The following is a 15041-nucleotide window of genomic DNA, read 5'->3' as shown; positions in this document are numbered from 1 at the left end:
TGGGCGCCATAATGTTCGGTAGGAGCACGACTGCTCGCATGCCGCACACATCGGCGCCGCCGGCCCACCTCGTCGTCCCGCCGACCTCCACCGCCCGTCCACTGCCACCCGCAGGGAGACCGCCGTGGCCAGACCGCTCGCCGTCCCGCCGGTGTCGACGACGCCCGTCCTCCGGACCGAACCCGACCGCCCCGCCGCTCGAAGGAGAGCTCGATGACCCGCACGACCGCACGCTCCGCCCGCTCCGGTCGCCGCCCGCGCTGGCAGGTGACCCTGGCGGCCGTCAGCGCCGCGACCCTCCTGGCCGCCTGTGGCGGCGGGGACGACGAGGCGGCCGGCGACGGCGGCGGCACCGGCGGTGGCGGTGGCGGCGGCGGCGAGCTGCAGGAGGTCACCTTCCTCAACATCCTCCCGCTGGAGAGCCTGACCTTCACCCCCGAGCTGGTCGCGCAGGCCTGTGGGCACTTCGAGGAGCAGGGCCTCGACGTGAGCTTCGAGACCACCCAGGGCTCGGCCCAGGCGATCCAGACCGTGATCGCCGGCGGCGCGCTGATCACCCGCGTCGGCGACATGGAGACCATGCTGGCGATCGGCGAGCGCGACGCCCCCCTGGTCAACGTCGGCCAGATCTTCAAGACCGGCACCATCCGCTTCGTGTCGGCGCAGTCGGACCCGCTGGAGACCGCCGCGGACATCGAGGGCCGGCTCATGGGCACGCCGTCGGAGGGCGGGACCAGCGAGATCATCCTGAAGCTCGCGGCCGCCTCGGCCGGCATCAACCCCGACGACGTCCAGACCCAGGTGGTCGGCCTGGCCCCGGGTGTGTTCGACCTGGTGACCTCCGGACGGATCGGCGGCTACATCGTCTCCCTCGACACCGCGGTGGCGCTGGAGGAGCAGCAGCCCGACGCCGTCATCTACGCCCCGTCCGACGACGTCGAGAGCGGCGGGCAGGTCTACATCACCTCGCAGGAGCAGGCCGACGACCCGGAGAAGCAGGAGCAGTTGCGCTCCTACCTGGCGGCCATCAAGGCGGCGGTGCAGTTCGTCGCCGAGGACGAGGCCAACGACTTCGCCGAGACGATCGAGTGCCTCTCGGAGTACGACATCCCGACCCTCCAGGACCCGGCCGTGGCGCAGGGCGCGCTGTCCCAGTACGTCGAGTCGTGGACCGCGGCCGGCGAGGGCGAGATCGCGCGCACCGTGGACGAGCAGTGGACCGCGGTGTACGAGGAGATGTCGGGCTCGGGCTTCGTCCCCGAGGGCCTGGACCCGGCCGAGTGGTACACCAACGACTTCGCGCCGGCGCCGTGACCGCGCCCCGACCGGCGAGCGCCGGACCCGGCTCACCCACGCACGTCGGGGCCACCCCGTCCGGGGTCCCCGAGGCCGAGGCCGGACGACGGGAGGACCGCATGACCGCCCCTGCCACCGAACCCGACGTCGCACCCCGCCCGGGTGCGGCCCGCACCCCCGGCGCCCTGGACGGGCAGTCCCAGCTGGAGGTCTCCGGGGTCGACAAGATCTACCAGGCCCGCCGCGGGGAGGTGCACGCCCTCAGCAACGTGAACCTCTCCATCGCCCGCGGGGAGTTCATCTCCCTGGTCGGCCGGTCCGGCTGCGGGAAGACGACCCTGCTGCGGATCCTCGCCGGCCTGCTGCCGCCGAGCTCGGGCAGCGTCACCGCCGACGGGGAGAGCATCTGGCGGGGCGGCAAGCGCAACGACAAGGCCTTCGAGCACTTCGGGCTGGTGTTCCAGGACGCCAACCTGTTCCCCTGGTACACCGTCGCCGACAACATCGCGCTGCCGCTCAAGCTCCGCGGGGTCGGCAAGAAGGCGCGGCGGGCGCGGGCGACCGAGCTCTGCGAACTCGTGGGACTGCCCGGGTTCGAGAACGCCTACCCGCGGGAGCTCTCGGGCGGGATGCGGCAGCGCGCCGCGATCGCCCGGGCGCTGAGCTACGACCCGACCATCCTGCTGATGGACGAGCCGTTCGGTGCCCTGGACGCCCTCACCCGCGACAAGATGAACCTCGAGCTGCAGTCGATCCACGCGCAGGCCGGCGCCACCGTCGTCTTCGTCACGCACTCCATCAACGAGGCCGTGTTCCTCGCCGACCGCGTCGTGCTGCTCACCCCGCGGCCCGGCCGCATCCGTTCCGTCACCCCCGTCCCGCTGGCGCGGCCGCGCTCGCTGGAGACCGAGACCAGCGCGGAGTTCCAGGAGATCGTCCGGGTGCTCCGCCACGAACTGGACGAAGAATGACCGATCTCGTGAAGTCCTCGGAGACCACCGCCGCGACCGCCGGCCCCCGCCCGCCGGCGGCCAAGGACCCGGACGCGCCGGTGCAGGACCGCGACACCCTGATGAAGTGGCTGCCCTTCATCTCCACCCCGATCCTGCTGGTGGTCCTGATCGGCAGCTGGCAGTTCGCCGTCTCGGTCATCGGGGTGTCGGAGTTCATCCTCCCCGCACCGCTGGACGTGTGGCGGTCGCTGATCGACCTCCTCTCCGGCGGGGCGGTCTGGCGCGACATCTGGATCACCCTCTACGAGGTGCTCGTCGGCTTCCTCTTCGCGCTCATCGTGGGCACGGCCGTGGGCGCCGTCCTCGGCCGGGTGATCTGGCTGGAACGGGCCGTCCAGCCCGCCCTGGTGGCCCTCCAGGTGGTCCCGAAGGTCGCGTTCATCCCGATCTTCGTCATCTGGTTCGGCTTCGGGACGACGTCGAAGATCATCATGGCCGGGATCCTGGCCTTCTTCCCGATCATGCTGAACGTGATGCTCGGCGTCCGCTCGGTCGACCGCGGGCACCGCGACGTCATGCGCGGCCTGGGCGCCAGCAAGTGGGCGACGTTCAAGAGCCTCGAGCTGCCCAGCACGCTGCCCTACATCTTCGCCGGCGCCGAGGTGGGCATCGTGTTCGCCGTCATCGGCGCGATCGTCGGTGAGTACCTGGGCGGCAGCGAGGGCCTGGGCCACCTGGTGGTCCGCAGCCTCAACGCCCTCGACGCCCCGCAGCTGTTCGCCGTCATCGTGCTGCTGGCGCTCATGGGCTCGCTGCTCTACGCCGCGGTCACCCTGACCAAGCGGCTGATGATCCCGTGGCACGACTCGGTGGCCGGGGTCAGCCCGTGACCGAGCTCGCGAGGTCACGCATGAGCACAGCACCTCGCGGCACGGGGCCGACGAGCGCCAGCGAGGAGACCCCGTGACCACTCCGCCGCGCCCCCTGCGCAGCAACCTGCAGGAGGGCAGCTCGCGCTGGGCGGTGCGGCGGGCCCAGTGGCGGGCGCTGGGCATCCCCGACGAGGACATGACCAAGCCCAAGATCGCCATCGTCAACAGCTCGTCGAAGCTGGCGATCTGCTTCAGCCACCTCGACGGCATCGTGCCGGCGCTGGAGGAGGCGATCCGGGCCGCCGGCGGCGTGCCGTTCGAGGTCCGGACGGCGGCCCCCAGCGACTTCATCACCTCGGCCGGCCGGGACGGGCGCTACATCCTGCCCAGCCGTGACCTGATCACCAACGACATCGAGGTGGCCGTCGAGGGTGCCCAGCTCGACGGCATGGTCACCCTCGCCTCGTGCGACAAGACCGCGCCGGCGCACCTCATGGCCGCCGGCCGGTTGGACATCCCCACGATCGTCGTCGGCTGCGGCTACCAGCCCAGCGGTGACTACCGCGGCGAGCACGTGGACATCGAGGAGGTGTTCCTCGCCGCCGGCTCCGTCGCGGCCGGGCGGATGTCGCTCGAGCACCTGTGCGGGATGGCCGACAACGCCATCCGCGGCCCGGGGGTCTGCGCCGGGCTGGGCACCGCCAACACGATGCACATGGCGTGCGAGGCGCTGGGCATGTCGCTGACCGGCACCACCCCGGTGCTGGCCAACAGCCCGGCCATGTGGGACGGCGTCCGGCGGGCCGGCGCGCGGATCGTGGAGCTGGTCACCGAGGGCCTGCGCCCGCGCGAGGTGCTCACCGAGGGGGCCTTCCGCAACGCGGTCACCCTCATGCTGGCCACCAGCGCGTCGGTGAACTCGATCAAGCACCTGCAGGCCGTCGCGCACGAGGCGGACTGCCCGGTCGACGTGCCGGGGCTGTTCGCCGAGCTGGCCGACCGGGTGCCGCTGCTGTGCGCGGTGCGCCCCAACGGCCCGCACTTCATCGAGGACCTGGAGCGGGCCGGCGGCGCCCGCGCCGTGCTGTCGCAGCTGACCGGGATGCTCGACCTCGACGTCCGCACGGTCGACGGCGGCACGCTCGGCGAGGTGCTGGCCGGCGCGACGGTGGCCGACGCGGAGGTCGTCCGCCCGGCCGACCAGCCGTTCGGCACCCGCCCCACCATCGTCATCGTGCGCGGGTCGCTGGCGCCCGGTGGCGCCGTCGTCAAGCGCCCGGTCGACGACCGCGGCGCCCGCCGGTTCGAGGGCACCGCGCTGTGCTACCCCTCCCGCGACGCGGCCCTCGAGGGACTGGCCAACGGCGAGGTGCGACCCGGCACCGTGCTCGTCGTCCGCGGCCTGGGGGTCGTCGGCGGGCCCGGCATGGCGCTGGGCTCGGCGGTCGTCTTCGCCCTCGAGGGCGCGGGGCTCGGCGACAGCGTCGCCCTGGTCACCGACGGGCAGATGTCGGGCCTGGTCAACGTGGGCACCGTCGTCGGCGAGGTGACCCCGGAGGCCGCGCTCGGCGGGCCGCTGGCCCTGGTGGAGGACGGCGACCGGATCGTCATCGACGTCGACCGACGTACCGTCGACCTCGAGGTCCCCGACGACGTCCTGTCCGCCCGGCGGGACCGGCTCGGCGCGCCGGAGCTGGGCCCCGACCACGGCTGGCTGTCGGCCTACCGCCGGCTGGTCTCCCCCGTGCCGGGCGGCGCGGTGCTCACCGCCCCCGCCCCCGGCCGCACCCCGACCCCCGAGGAGAACGGCCCGTGACGCAGAGCTGGCTGGACGAGCCCGGACGGCGCACCGCCGTCCTCGGCGAGTACGAGGTCGTGGTGGTCGGCGGCGGACCGGCCGGTGTCATGGCCGCGGCCGCCGCCGCCCGCGCGGGCCGCTCGACGATCCTGGTGGAGCGCAACGGCTACACCGGCGGGGCCGGCAGCGCCGGTGGCCTGTCCACCTTCTGTGGCCTGCACGCCAACGTGCACGGGGAGCACCGGCAGGTGATCCACGGGCTGGCCGACGAGCTGCTGACCCGGATGGACGCCCTCGACGGCCTCAACGCGCCGCACCTGAGCTTCGCCAACCGGATCCTGGCGCAGGCCTACGACATCTCGGCGTACAAGATCGCCCTCGACGACATGCTGGTCGAGGCCGGCGTGCAGCTGCTCTTCCACGCCCTGGCCGTCGGCGTCGTCATGGCCGACGAGCACCGGGTGGACGCGCTGCTGGTCGAGTCGAAGTCCGGCCGGGGGGCGATCCGGGGGCAGGTGTTCGTCGACGGCTCGGGCGACGGCGACCTCGCGGCCTGGGCCGGGGCACCCTTCGAGAAGACCGATCCCCGGCACGGGATGCTCTACCCGTCGCTGATGTTCCGGGTGAACGGGGTCGACGCCGACGCGGCCCGCGCCACCTACGACCAGCTGCCCGCGCTGATGGAGGACGCCGAGGGATCGGGCCGCTTCTCCTTCCCGCGCAAGCGGCCGATCGTGCGCCCCCAGCGCAACCCGCTGGAGTGGCGGGCCAACATCACCCAGCTGTCCAACGCCGACGGCAGCGCCATCGACGGCACCGACGTGTGGCAGCTGACCCGCGGCGAGCTGCAGGGCCGCCGCCAGGTGCGCGACGTCTTCCCGTTCTTCCAGCGGGAGGTCCCCGGGTTCGAGGCCTCCTACGTGGTGGACATCGCCCCCGACATCGGCATCCGCGAGACCCGCCGGATCATCGGGCCCTACCAGCTGTCCGAGGCCGACATCCTCGACTGCGTCGACTTCCCCGACACGATCGGCGTCAACGGCTGGCCGGTCGAGGCGCACGTCGAGGGCGACGTCGAGATCCGCTGGCAGCGCGATCCCCGCGGTTACAACCAGCTGCCGTTCCGGATGATCGTGCCGCAGGTGCTGACCAACACCTACGTCGTCGGCCGGTGCGCGTCGATGACCCACGAGGGGCAGTCCAGCGCCCGGGTCTCGGGCCCCTGCTTCGCCATGGGCCAGGCCGCCGGCACCGCCGCGGACCTCGCCCTCGGCGCGGGCGTGGCCGTCGGCGACATCGACGTCGGCAAGCTCCAGGCCCGGCTGGAGGAGGACGGCGCCTTCCTCGGCGGCGAGGGCACCCGATGAGGCTGGCCGACGACGAGCAGGCCATGCTCGACGGCGAGCAGGGCGAGGCGGTCGCCGCCGCGATGGACCTGCTGGTCCGCTACGGCGAGGTGCTCGGCGCCGAGCGGCTCGTCGACACCGACAACGTGTGCGGGGCCAACCTGTTCGGCTCCCGCCACAGCCTGGTCTGCGGCTCCCCCACGCCGGACGCCGCGTTCTCCGAGCACAGCCTGGACGCACCGACCGTGCTGACCATCCCCCCGGTGAAGGCGCAGAGCTACCAGCTCATCGGGCCCATGGACACCAAGAACTGGCAGGTCCAGGGGCTGCCGCAGGCCGAGCACGACGAGATCATGGCCAGCGAGCAGTACAACGCCGAGCACGGCATCCACCTGCTCACCACCTGCACGCCGTACCAGGTGGGCAACGTGCCGCTCAAGGGCGAGCACTGCGCCTGGATGGAGAGCTCGGCGGTCGTCTACGTCAACTCCGTGCTCGGTGCGCGCACCAACGTGGAGGGCCGGGAGAGCACCGGCGCGGCGATGCTCACCGGCAAGATCCCCTACTGGGGACTGCACCTGGAGGAGAACCGGCGCGGCTCGCACCTCATCGAGGTGAGCACGCCGGTCACCAGCAACCGCGACTGGGGGCTGCTGGGCTACTGGATCGGCGAGCAGGTGCCGGAGGAGGCGATCCCGGTCGTCGACGGCATCACCGGCACCACCCCCGACCTGGTGCGGCTCAAGCACTTCGGCGCCGCGGCGGCCTCGTCCGGCGGCGTGGAGATGTACCACGTCCCGGGCATCACCGCGGAGGCCCGCACCCGCGACGAGGCCCTCGCCGGCCGGACACCGGTCGAGACCCTCGGGTACGGGCCGGCGCAGCGGCGGGAGGCCTACGAGCACCTCAACGCCACCGCCTCGGACACGTCGGTGGACCTGGTGATGATCGGCTGCCCGCACGCCACCCTCGGCCAGATCCGGGACGTCGTCCGGCTGCTCGAGGGCCGCCGGGTGCACCCGGACAGCGAGCTGTGGGTCTTCACCCCGCGGGCGCTGCGGCACGTCGCCGAGCAGAACGGCTACGCCAAGGCCCTGGAGGACGCCGGGGCGCTGCTGATGAGCGACACCTGCCCCGCGATCGGCCAGTTCCTCCCGAAGGGCACCCGGGTCATCGCCACCGACTCGGCGAAGCAGGTGCACTACCTGCCCGCGATCATGAACGTGCAGGGCTGGTTCGGCACGCTCGCCGAGTGCGTCGACGCCGCGGTGACCGGCACCTGGCGGGGGGAGCAGCCGTGACCGATCTGGCGCGCAGCGGGGAGACCGTCGTCCTGCGGGGCCGCGGGCTGGTCGGGGGCGTCGCCGAGGGCGAGGCCCTGGTCACCCGGGAGGCGATCTCCGGCTGGGGCGGGGTGGAGCCGCGCAAGGGCCGGGTCATCGAGTCCCGCCACGAGCTGGTCGGGCAGTCCTTCGCCGGCAAGGTGCTGGTGTTCCGGGGCGCGAAGGGCTCCTCGGGGTGGTCGGGCATGTTCCACATGTCCCGGCTGATGGGCTCCGCCCCGGCCGCGATGGTGTTCACGACGATGAACACCAAGATCGCGCTCGGCGTCGTGGTCACCCACGTCCCGGCGATCACCGACCTGGACGGCGACCCGTTCGAGCTGATCGCGACCGGCGACCTGGTGCGGGTGGACGCCGACCGCGGCGAGCTGACCATCACCCGGCGGGGTGGGTAGCGCCGGCGGAGCCTCCCCCGGCGCGCAGAGCAGGGACGAGGATCGAGAGTGGACACGGACACCGCGGCGCAGGGCCGCGCACGCGCGGAGGAGCTGGGCCCACTGACCGAACCCGACGCCGCAGCCGGCCCCGAGGACGACGCGGGCCCGGAGGCCACCGGCGTCCGGCCACGCGGGGACTACTTCGTGCAGTCACTGGAGCGCGGGCTGGCCGTCGTCAAGGCGTTCACCGCCGACGAGCCGGAGCTCACGCTCAGCGACATCGCGCGGCGCACCGGCATGACCCGCGCGGCCGCCCGCCGCTTCGTGCTCACCCTGGTCGACCTCGGCTACGTCGGCACCGTGGAGCGCCGGTTCCACCTGCGGCCGACGGTGCTGGAGCTCGGCTACACCTACCTGTCGCTCCTGTCGTTCCCCGAGGTGGCCACGCCGCACCTGACCGCCCTCTCCAACCGGCTGAAGGAGACGACGAGCATCGCCGTCCTCGACGGTGACGACGTGGTCTACGTGGCGTGGGTCGGCCCCCGGCGGGTGGCGTCCAGCGGGATCAGCATCGGCACCCGGCTGCCGGCGTACCTGACCTCACACGGGCGGGCGCAGCTGGCCGGGCTCCCCGACGAGGCGCTCGACGACTACCTCGCGCGCACCCCCCTGCCGGCCCGCACCGCCCGGACGACGACCGACCCGGCGGTGCTGCGCCAGCGCCTGATGGACGTCCGCGCGCAGGGGTACGCGCTCGTCGACCAGGAGCTCGAGGAGGGCGTGACCTCCCTCGCCGTCCCGATCCGCGACGCCGGCGGCACGGTCGTCGCCTCGGTGAACGTCGGCACGCACGCGCGGCGGATGTCCGCCGCCGCGCTCCGACGGACCTCCCTGGAGGCGCTGCGGGAGACCGCCGCGCAGATCGAGCGGGACATCGCCCTGCTCGGCGCGCGGCCCACCCCGCCCGGTCAGCTCTGAGCCGGGGCGTCCAGCCGCAGCGCCTGCTCGGCCGCCCACCGCCGGTCGATCTTCCCCGACACCGTCCGCTCGATCACCGGCACCACCGACACCGCCCGCGGGCGCTTGTACCCGGCCAGCCGGCCGCCGACGTGGTCGGCCAGCTCCTGCGCGGTGGGGGCGGTGCCCGGCTCGGCGACGACGAGCGCGGTCACCACGCTCCCCCAGCGCTCGTCCGGGACCCCGACGACGACGGCCTCGGCCACCGCGGGGTGCTCGGCGAGGACGTGCTCCACCTCCTCGGCGAACACCTTCTCCCCGCCGGTGTTGATCACGCCGGAGCCGCGGCCGAGCAGGGTCAGCGTGCCGTCGGCCTCCAGCGTCGCGGAGTCCCCGGGGACGGCGTACCGGACGCCGTCCAGGGTGCGGAACACCGCGACGGTGGCCTCCGGCGCGTCGAGGTAGCCCAGCGGCAGGTTGCCGGTGCTGGCCAGCACGCCCTCCTGTCCGGAGCCGGGCCGCACGTCGGTGCCGTCGGGGGCGAGGACGCGCGCGTTGGGCGGCAGCGTGAACACGGTGTTGGCCGAGTCCGGGTCCGGGCCCGACATCGACAGGCCGAAGGGGCCGCCCTCGGTGGCCGCGATCGTGTCCTGCAGGGTCATGTGCCCGGCCTCGAGCAGGCGCCGCTTGGTCTGGGTGCCCCAGCGCACGCCGCTGCTGAACACCCGGCGCAGCGACGACAGGTCGTAGGGGGTGCCCGCGGCGGCGGCCCGGTCCAGCTCGGCCACCAGCGGGACGGCGAACGCGTCCCCGACGATGACCAACTCGGCCACCCGGTGCTCCTGCACCGCCGTCCAGAGTGCGGCGCAGTCCAGCGAACGCTGCGGGAGGGTGACCACCCGGCCGCCGCGGACCAGGTTGCCCAGCGCGGCGAAGAAGCCGGTGCCGTGCATCAGCGGCGAGGCCGGCAGCACCACCGGCTCGGTCCCGGCGCCGGCCGCGGCCAGGGCGGAGGCGACGACGCCCGCGGTGTCGGCGGGCACCGGCAGGTCGACCCGCTTGTAGGCCGACGACACCAGGCCACACAGCCCCGCGCAGTCCCAGACCACGCCCTTCGGCAGCCCGGTGGTCCCGCCGGTGAGCACGATGACCTGGTCGTCGGCCGAGCGTTCCCGGCGCGGCAGCGGCGGTCCGGCCAGTGCCTCGTCGTACCCGGTGGCGCCGCCCGGCGGGGCCCCGTCCCCGTCCCCGGCGACGACGACGACGGCCCGCAGCCCCGGCGTCCGCGAGGCGACGGCGACCGCCGCACCGGCCAGCGTGCCGTCGCACACGAGCGCCCGGGCGTCGACCATGGCCAGGACCTGCTCCAGCTCGGCCTCCCGGTACCGGTAGTTGACGTTCACCGGCACGGCGCGCAGCTTGAGCGCCGCGACGACGCCCTCCAGGTACTCCGGGGAGTTGTGGAGGCCGACGCCCACGCGGTCGCCGTGGCCGACGCCGGCGGCCGCGAGAGACCCGGCCAGCCGGGCGGCCCGGTCGTCGAACTGCGCCCAGGTGAGGGTCCGGTCCCCGTGCACCAGCGCGGTGCGGCCGGGGTCCAGCTCGGTCATCGCGTCGGCGACCGCCTCCAGCAGCGTGGCGAGGTTGTCGCGGAAGCGGGGAGCCTCGCCGGCCGGCCCGGTCACGTCAGACCGCCGCGACCGGGGTGACCGCCGGCCGGTCGCCGCGCGGGCCGAAGGTCTCCACGACGGCCGAGACGCCCGAGTTGGACGCACCGGCGACCACGACCAGGACGGCGTCCGGCGAGGTCATCGTGTGGATGCCGTCCCGCTCGGGGTCGGCCCCGGCGTCCACGACGGCGTCGGGGTGGTCGCGGGCCACCCGCCAGTGGCTCTTCTGCGACACGGCGCCCTTGCCGGCCCGGTCCAGGGTCTCCCGGGCCACGAACGACTGCTCGTAGAGGTGCCGCGACACGTCGCGCTTGCTCCACCCCGCGTCGGCGAGCAGGTGGGCGTGCTCGGGGCACAGCACCACGCACGCGCTCACCGTCTGGTGCAGCAGGGCCCCGGTCCGCGCCAGCGTCCCCGCGACGTCGAACAGCAGCTGCTCCGGGACCCCGGTGTGCCGGGCCTCGATGTGCACGGTCGACCGCATGGTCATCGCGGTGACGGCGCTGTCGTCCGGAGCCAGCCCGAAGTCGACGTGCAGCGGCGTCCACGGCGACTCCTCCTCGTTCTCCCCGATGCACGCGGTGTACTTCGCCGGGGTGCCCTGGGTGGCCTGGTCCAACTCGTGCGGCCGGAGCCCGAGGGAGTTGATCGCCGCCAGCCGGATCGCGCGGCCGATGGTCGCGTTGGCCCGGAACCCCGGCCCGAAGAGGTTGCCCTGGCTGTTGACCCCCAGCTCGCGCCGGACCGGGCCGTTGACCAGCAGCAGCGACGCCGTGCCGGTGGTGCTCTGCCAGATGCCCTTGCGGGGGTAGCCCTCCTCGCGCAGGGAGTCCCACGCCGCGACGACCACCGGGAAGTACTCGGGCAGGCAGCCTGCCATCACGGCGTTGATCGCCGCCAGCCGCACGGTGACCGCGCGGTTGATCTGCGGCATGCCCAGCAGGACCTCGTCCGGGTCGCGGGCGACCCGTGCGAGCACGGCGTCGAGCGCCGCCGCGTCGCAGGGGACGACGGGCAGCCCGTCGGTCCACCCCTGCGCGAAGCAGTGCTCGATCGCCCGCTGGGTGTCGTTCACAGGGCTCCCCGGCTCGGCCCGCGACCGGTCACTCCTCGACCCCGAGGATCTCCAGGAGACGCGGCAGCATCTCCTCGACGCGCTGCGCGATCCCCTCGGCGGACAGGCTCGCCACCGGGTGCGGGATGGAGGCGTACTGGAAGCCCGGGAACCCGTAGGTCCGGGCCATCGCCTCCGCGGTGATGCGGAAGGCGTCGGTGCAGACGGAGACGGTGGGCACGCCCTGACGCTCCAACAGGATGCCGTCGGCCAGACTGGCCGCGCTGCAGGAGCCCTAATCGCCGATCGCCGCTACGGCGAAGTCACACTCCTCGAAGATCCGCTCGGTCTGCGTGGGCTCCACGGGCGTGCCGAAGTAGGGCTTGGTGAACATCAGCACGTCCTTGACCCCGTACCGCTGCTGGAGCACCGAACCGATCTCGGTGAGCAGGGCGGCGCCGTTGGGCTTGCCGTTGTCCAGCAGCCCGAGGGTCTTGCCCCGCAGCGTGGTGATGCGGGGGGCCAGCGACGTGTCCGCCGTGGCATCGGTCGCGCCGGTCGGGTCCAGGATGGACTCGAGCTGCATGGCGACTCCTCGATCGTCGGGGCGCCGGGCCCCGCGAGAGCCCGGCGCAGGTGTGCGGCATCCGAACGCAAGTTCTCTGGCCGCACGCTGACCCTAACGAGCAGGTGGGACGCCGGTCAACGCCGGAGCGTCGGCCGGGGCCGCCGAGGGGGTGCGGTGCCGGTCGTGCGTAGCGTCGCGACCGGCCGTCGCCGTCGTCGCCACCAGGAGCCCGCATGTCCCGCCCCGGACCCACCGACGCCGGCGCCCCTCCCCCGGCCTGGTTCCTCCGCGCGGTGGCCACCCCGCCGGTGCACCGCGACGTGCGCGTCGGGGGCGTGCCGGTGCACTACCGGGTGTGGGGCCCGCCGGGCCGGCCGGGGCTGGTCCTCGTGCACGGCGGCGCGGCGCACTCCGGGTGGTGGGACCACGTGGCGCCGCTGCTGGACACCCACACCGTCGTCGCGCTCGACCTCAGCGGGCACGGGGACAGCGGGCGGCGCCCCTCCTACGGGACGGCGGTCTGGGCGCGCGAGGTGCTGGCCGTGGCCGCGGCCGAGCAGTTGCGCCGTCCGGTGGTCCTCGGGCACAGCATGGGCGGGTGGGTCGCGCTGACCCTGGGCGTCGAGCACGCCGGCGACGTCGCCGGCGTCGCGGTCATCGACTCGCCGCTGGACCGCCAGCCGCCGGAGGAGCGGGAGCTGCGCGACGAGCCGCGGGTGCACCGGGTGCACCCGACCGTCGAGGCCGCGGTCGCCCGGTTCCGGACGCTGCCGCCCCAGGAGGTGTACCTGCCCGCCGTCCGGGAGCACGTCGCCCGGGGCTCGCTGCGGGCCGTCGAGGGTGGGTGGACCTGGAAGTTCGACCCGGCGTTCTCCGGCGACCGTCCGCCGGTGCGCCGGCTGCTCCCCCGGCTCGGCGCCCCCGCCGCGCTGTTCCGCTGCGAGCAGGGCCTGGTCAGCCGGGAGATGGCCGCCGAGATGGCCGCGCTGGTGCCCGGTGGGCTGCCCGTCGTCGACCTGCCCGAGGCGGGACACCACCCGATGCTCGACCAGCCGCTGGCCCTGGTCACCGCCGTGCGCACCCTGCTGGCGGTCTGGCCCCGCTGAGCTGCCCCGCGATGATCAGGTGGTGCGGACGGCGGAGACGTCGAACTCGATCTGGATGCGGTCGCTGACCAGCACGCCACCGGTGTCCAGCGGGGTGTTCCAGGTCAGGCCCCAGTCGCTGCGCCGGATCGCCAGCGCGCCCTCGAAGCCGACCCGGGTGTTGCCGAACGGGTCCTTCGCCGAGCCGGTGAGGGTGAAGTCCACCGCGACCGGGCGGGTGGTGTCCCGGATCGTGAGGTCGCCGGTCACCGTGTAGACGTCCTCGTCGACCTGCTCGACGCGGGTGGAGGTGAAGACGATCTCGGGGAAGGTCTCGACGTCGAGGAAGTCCGCCGACCGCAGGTGCGCGTCCCGGTCGCCCTGTCCGGTGTCGATGCTGGCCGTCGCGATCCGCAGGGTGACGGAGCTGGACGGCGGGTGCTGGGCGTCCAGGTACGCCGTCCCGGCGAAGTCGGTGAAGGACCCGCGCACGGTGGTGACCATCGCGTGCCGGGCGCGGATGCCGATGCGGGTGTGCGCGGCGTCGACCGCGTACTCGCCGGTGACGTCGACGAGCGCGCTGGTCGCCTCGTCGAAGTCGGTGGGGTCCGCGTCAGGTGCCCGGTGCTTGCCCATCGTCGGGCCTCCTTCCCCCCAGTGCTCGGACCATCCTGACGGATGTCGCCCCTGGCGCCACCCCGGGGTCCCCTGGCCCGCCCGGGTCGGCCCGGGGTCAGGCCGGGTCGAGTCCGGCGTAGACCCGGCGGGCGTTGCCGCCGAGCACGAGCGGGACGACGTCGTCGGGCAGGCCGAGCGAGGCGACCGCGCGGGCGTTGGCCGCCTGGCCGGGCACCCCCGGCCAGTCGGTCCCGTAGATCCACCTGCGCGCCAGCCGGCCCAGGTCGAAGCGGGCGTAGTACTCCGGGAGCCGCTGGGGCGGCAGGCCCGACAGCTCGATCCAGACCGTCGGCCGGGACAGCGCCAGGAACGCCGCGGCGTCGTACCACCAGCCCCGGCCCCCGTGGGCGAGCACGACCTGCAGCTCGGGGAAGTCACGCAGCACCGCGTCGAGCAGCAGCGGGTCGGCGTAGGCGTTGGTCGAGCCGGGGAAGGTGCTCGTGCCGCAGTGCACGACGAGCGGGACGCCGCGCTCGACCAGCACCGCGTAGGCGGGGTACAGCGCGGCGTCGTCGGGCCGGAACCCGCCGTGCACCGGGTGGATCTTCAGCGCGGCGGCACCCAGGTCCAGCTGGCGCTCCAGCTCCCGGGCGATCGGGAAGTGCAGGTGCGGGTTGACGTTGGCGACCGGCCGGAACCGCCGCGGGTTGTGCTCGACGAGCGGCAGCAGGTCGTCGAAGAGCTGGTAGCCGGTCGCCTTGGGGCTGTACTCGCAGAAGAGCAGGGCGACGTCGACCCCCTCGTCGGCGAACAGCCGGTCGAGCGCGGCCGGGTCCGGCGTCCCGTCGGCGTCCCACACCTGCTCGAGCAGGCCCGGCCGGCCGAACTGACGGGCCCACTCGATCCAGGCCGGCGCGAGCGAGCCCAGCCGGGGGACGTGGACGTGCGCGTCGACCAGCAGGTGTCCGTCCAGCACGTCAGCGATCCTGCCCCGCGGGCCGCTGGACCACCCGGGCGGGCACCGGGTCGGCGGCACGCTGCGAGGAGCCGCCGCCCTGCGCCGGCCGGTCCGTCGGGGCGGCCATCACCGTCGGGAGCGATGGC

The 15041-nt window shown here is 74.0% G+C and carries 13 protein-coding genes and 1 pseudogene; 9 read left to right on the top strand and 5 right to left on the bottom strand.

All coding sequences use genetic code 11. From position 1 onward, the window contains the following. Positions 1-213 precede the first annotated feature (213 nt). The 8 genes from GCU56_RS00400 to GCU56_RS00365 all read left to right on the top strand — a co-directional run bounded on the left by GCU56_RS00400 (position 214) and on the right by GCU56_RS00365 (position 8963). Positions 214-1314 (top strand): ABC transporter substrate-binding protein, encoded by a 1101-nt coding sequence (locus tag GCU56_RS00400; protein WP_163479529.1) that lies wholly within the window; start codon positions 214-216, stop codon positions 1312-1314. 101 nt (positions 1315-1415) lie between these two features. Further along, positions 1416-2267 carry an ABC transporter ATP-binding protein gene (locus GCU56_RS00395; RefSeq protein WP_163479528.1) on the top strand — a complete coding sequence of 284 codons (852 nt, stop codon included), beginning with the start codon at positions 1416-1418 and terminating at the stop codon, positions 2265-2267. Beyond that, on the top strand, positions 2264-3139 hold the full coding sequence (locus GCU56_RS00390) for an ABC transporter permease (RefSeq protein WP_204331236.1): 876 nt from the start codon (positions 2264-2266) through the stop codon (positions 3137-3139). The genes GCU56_RS00395 and GCU56_RS00390 overlap by 4 nt, the downstream gene beginning before the upstream one ends. Before the next feature lie 73 nt (positions 3140-3212). Further along, positions 3213-4937: a dihydroxy-acid dehydratase domain-containing protein gene (gene ilvD / locus GCU56_RS00385; RefSeq protein WP_163479527.1), complete on the top strand. Its 1725-nt coding sequence runs from the start codon at positions 3213-3215 to the stop codon at positions 4935-4937. After that, positions 4934-6286 (top strand): FAD-dependent oxidoreductase, encoded by a 1353-nt coding sequence (locus tag GCU56_RS00380; RefSeq protein WP_163479526.1) that lies wholly within the window; start codon positions 4934-4936, stop codon positions 6284-6286. Before ilvD ends, GCU56_RS00380 begins: the two co-directional genes overlap by 4 nt. Beyond that, complete coding sequence (locus GCU56_RS00375) at positions 6283-7566, top strand: aconitase X (protein WP_163479525.1); 1284 nt, start codon at positions 6283-6285, stop codon at positions 7564-7566. Before GCU56_RS00380 ends, GCU56_RS00375 begins: the two co-directional genes overlap by 4 nt. Beyond that, positions 7563-8003: an aconitase X swivel domain-containing protein gene (locus tag GCU56_RS00370; protein ID WP_204331235.1), complete on the top strand. Its 441-nt coding sequence runs from the start codon at positions 7563-7565 to the stop codon at positions 8001-8003. The genes GCU56_RS00375 and GCU56_RS00370 overlap by 4 nt, the downstream gene beginning before the upstream one ends. Positions 8004-8051: 48 nt before the next feature. After that, a complete protein-coding gene (locus GCU56_RS00365) occupies positions 8052-8963 on the top strand; it encodes an IclR family transcriptional regulator domain-containing protein (RefSeq protein WP_345771552.1) in 912 nt (303 codons plus the stop codon). Here the strand turns inward: GCU56_RS00365 and GCU56_RS00360 are convergent. The 3 genes and pseudogenes from GCU56_RS00360 to GCU56_RS25820 all read right to left on the bottom strand — a co-directional run bounded on the left by GCU56_RS00360 (position 8954) and on the right by GCU56_RS25820 (position 12252). After that, positions 8954-10627: an AMP-binding protein gene (locus GCU56_RS00360; protein WP_163479524.1), complete on the bottom strand. Its 1674-nt coding sequence runs from the start codon at positions 10625-10627 to the stop codon at positions 8954-8956. The genes GCU56_RS00365 and GCU56_RS00360 overlap by 10 nt on opposite strands. Before the next feature lies 1 nt (position 10628). Next, entirely contained in the window at positions 10629-11687 is a 1059-nt protein-coding gene (locus GCU56_RS00355) for a hypothetical protein (RefSeq protein ID WP_163479523.1), read from the bottom strand. Between the two features lie 28 nt (positions 11688-11715). Then, a pseudogene (locus GCU56_RS25820) lies at positions 11716-12252 on the bottom strand (UGSC family (seleno)protein). 215 nt (positions 12253-12467) lie between these two features. Here GCU56_RS25820 and GCU56_RS00340 point away from each other — a divergent pair. Then, a complete protein-coding gene (locus GCU56_RS00340) occupies positions 12468-13340 on the top strand; it encodes an alpha/beta fold hydrolase (protein WP_163479520.1) in 873 nt (290 codons plus the stop codon). Positions 13341-13355: 15 nt separating this feature from the next. Here GCU56_RS00340 and GCU56_RS00335 read toward each other — a convergent pair whose 3' ends face one another. Then, positions 13356-13955, bottom strand: a complete 600-nt coding sequence (locus GCU56_RS00335) for a YceI family protein (RefSeq protein WP_163479519.1) — start codon at positions 13953-13955, stop codon at positions 13356-13358. A 97-nt stretch (positions 13956-14052) separates the two neighbouring features. Next, positions 14053-14913, bottom strand: a complete 861-nt coding sequence (locus GCU56_RS00330) for an amidohydrolase family protein (RefSeq protein ID WP_163479518.1) — start codon at positions 14911-14913, stop codon at positions 14053-14055. Between the last annotated feature and the right edge of the window lie 128 nt (positions 14914-15041).

Source organism: Geodermatophilus sabuli (genome assembly GCF_010686765.1).
GTDB classification, from domain to species: Bacteria; Actinomycetota; Actinomycetes; order Mycobacteriales; family Geodermatophilaceae; genus Geodermatophilus; species Geodermatophilus sabuli_A.
This window is presented reverse-complemented; position numbering and strand designations above follow the sequence as displayed.

Excerpts from the sequence above, each read along its gene's own strand:
- GCU56_RS00400 (WP_163479529.1), top strand. The coding sequence starts at position 214 with ATGACCCGCACGACCGCACGCTCCGCCCGCTCCGGTCGCCGCCCGCGC.
- GCU56_RS00395 (WP_163479528.1), top strand. The coding sequence starts at position 1,416 with ATGACCGCCCCTGCCACCGAACCCGACGTCGCACCCCGCCCGGGTGCG.
- GCU56_RS00390 (WP_204331236.1), top strand. The coding sequence starts at position 2,264 with ATGACCGATCTCGTGAAGTCCTCGGAGACCACCGCCGCGACCGCCGGC.
- GCU56_RS00375 (WP_163479525.1), top strand. The coding sequence starts at position 6,283 with ATGAGGCTGGCCGACGACGAGCAGGCCATGCTCGACGGCGAGCAGGGC.
- GCU56_RS00340 (WP_163479520.1), top strand. The coding sequence starts at position 12,468 with ATGTCCCGCCCCGGACCCACCGACGCCGGCGCCCCTCCCCCGGCCTGG.
- GCU56_RS00335 (WP_163479519.1), bottom strand. The coding sequence starts at position 13,955 with ATGGGCAAGCACCGGGCACCTGACGCGGACCCCACCGACTTCGACGAG.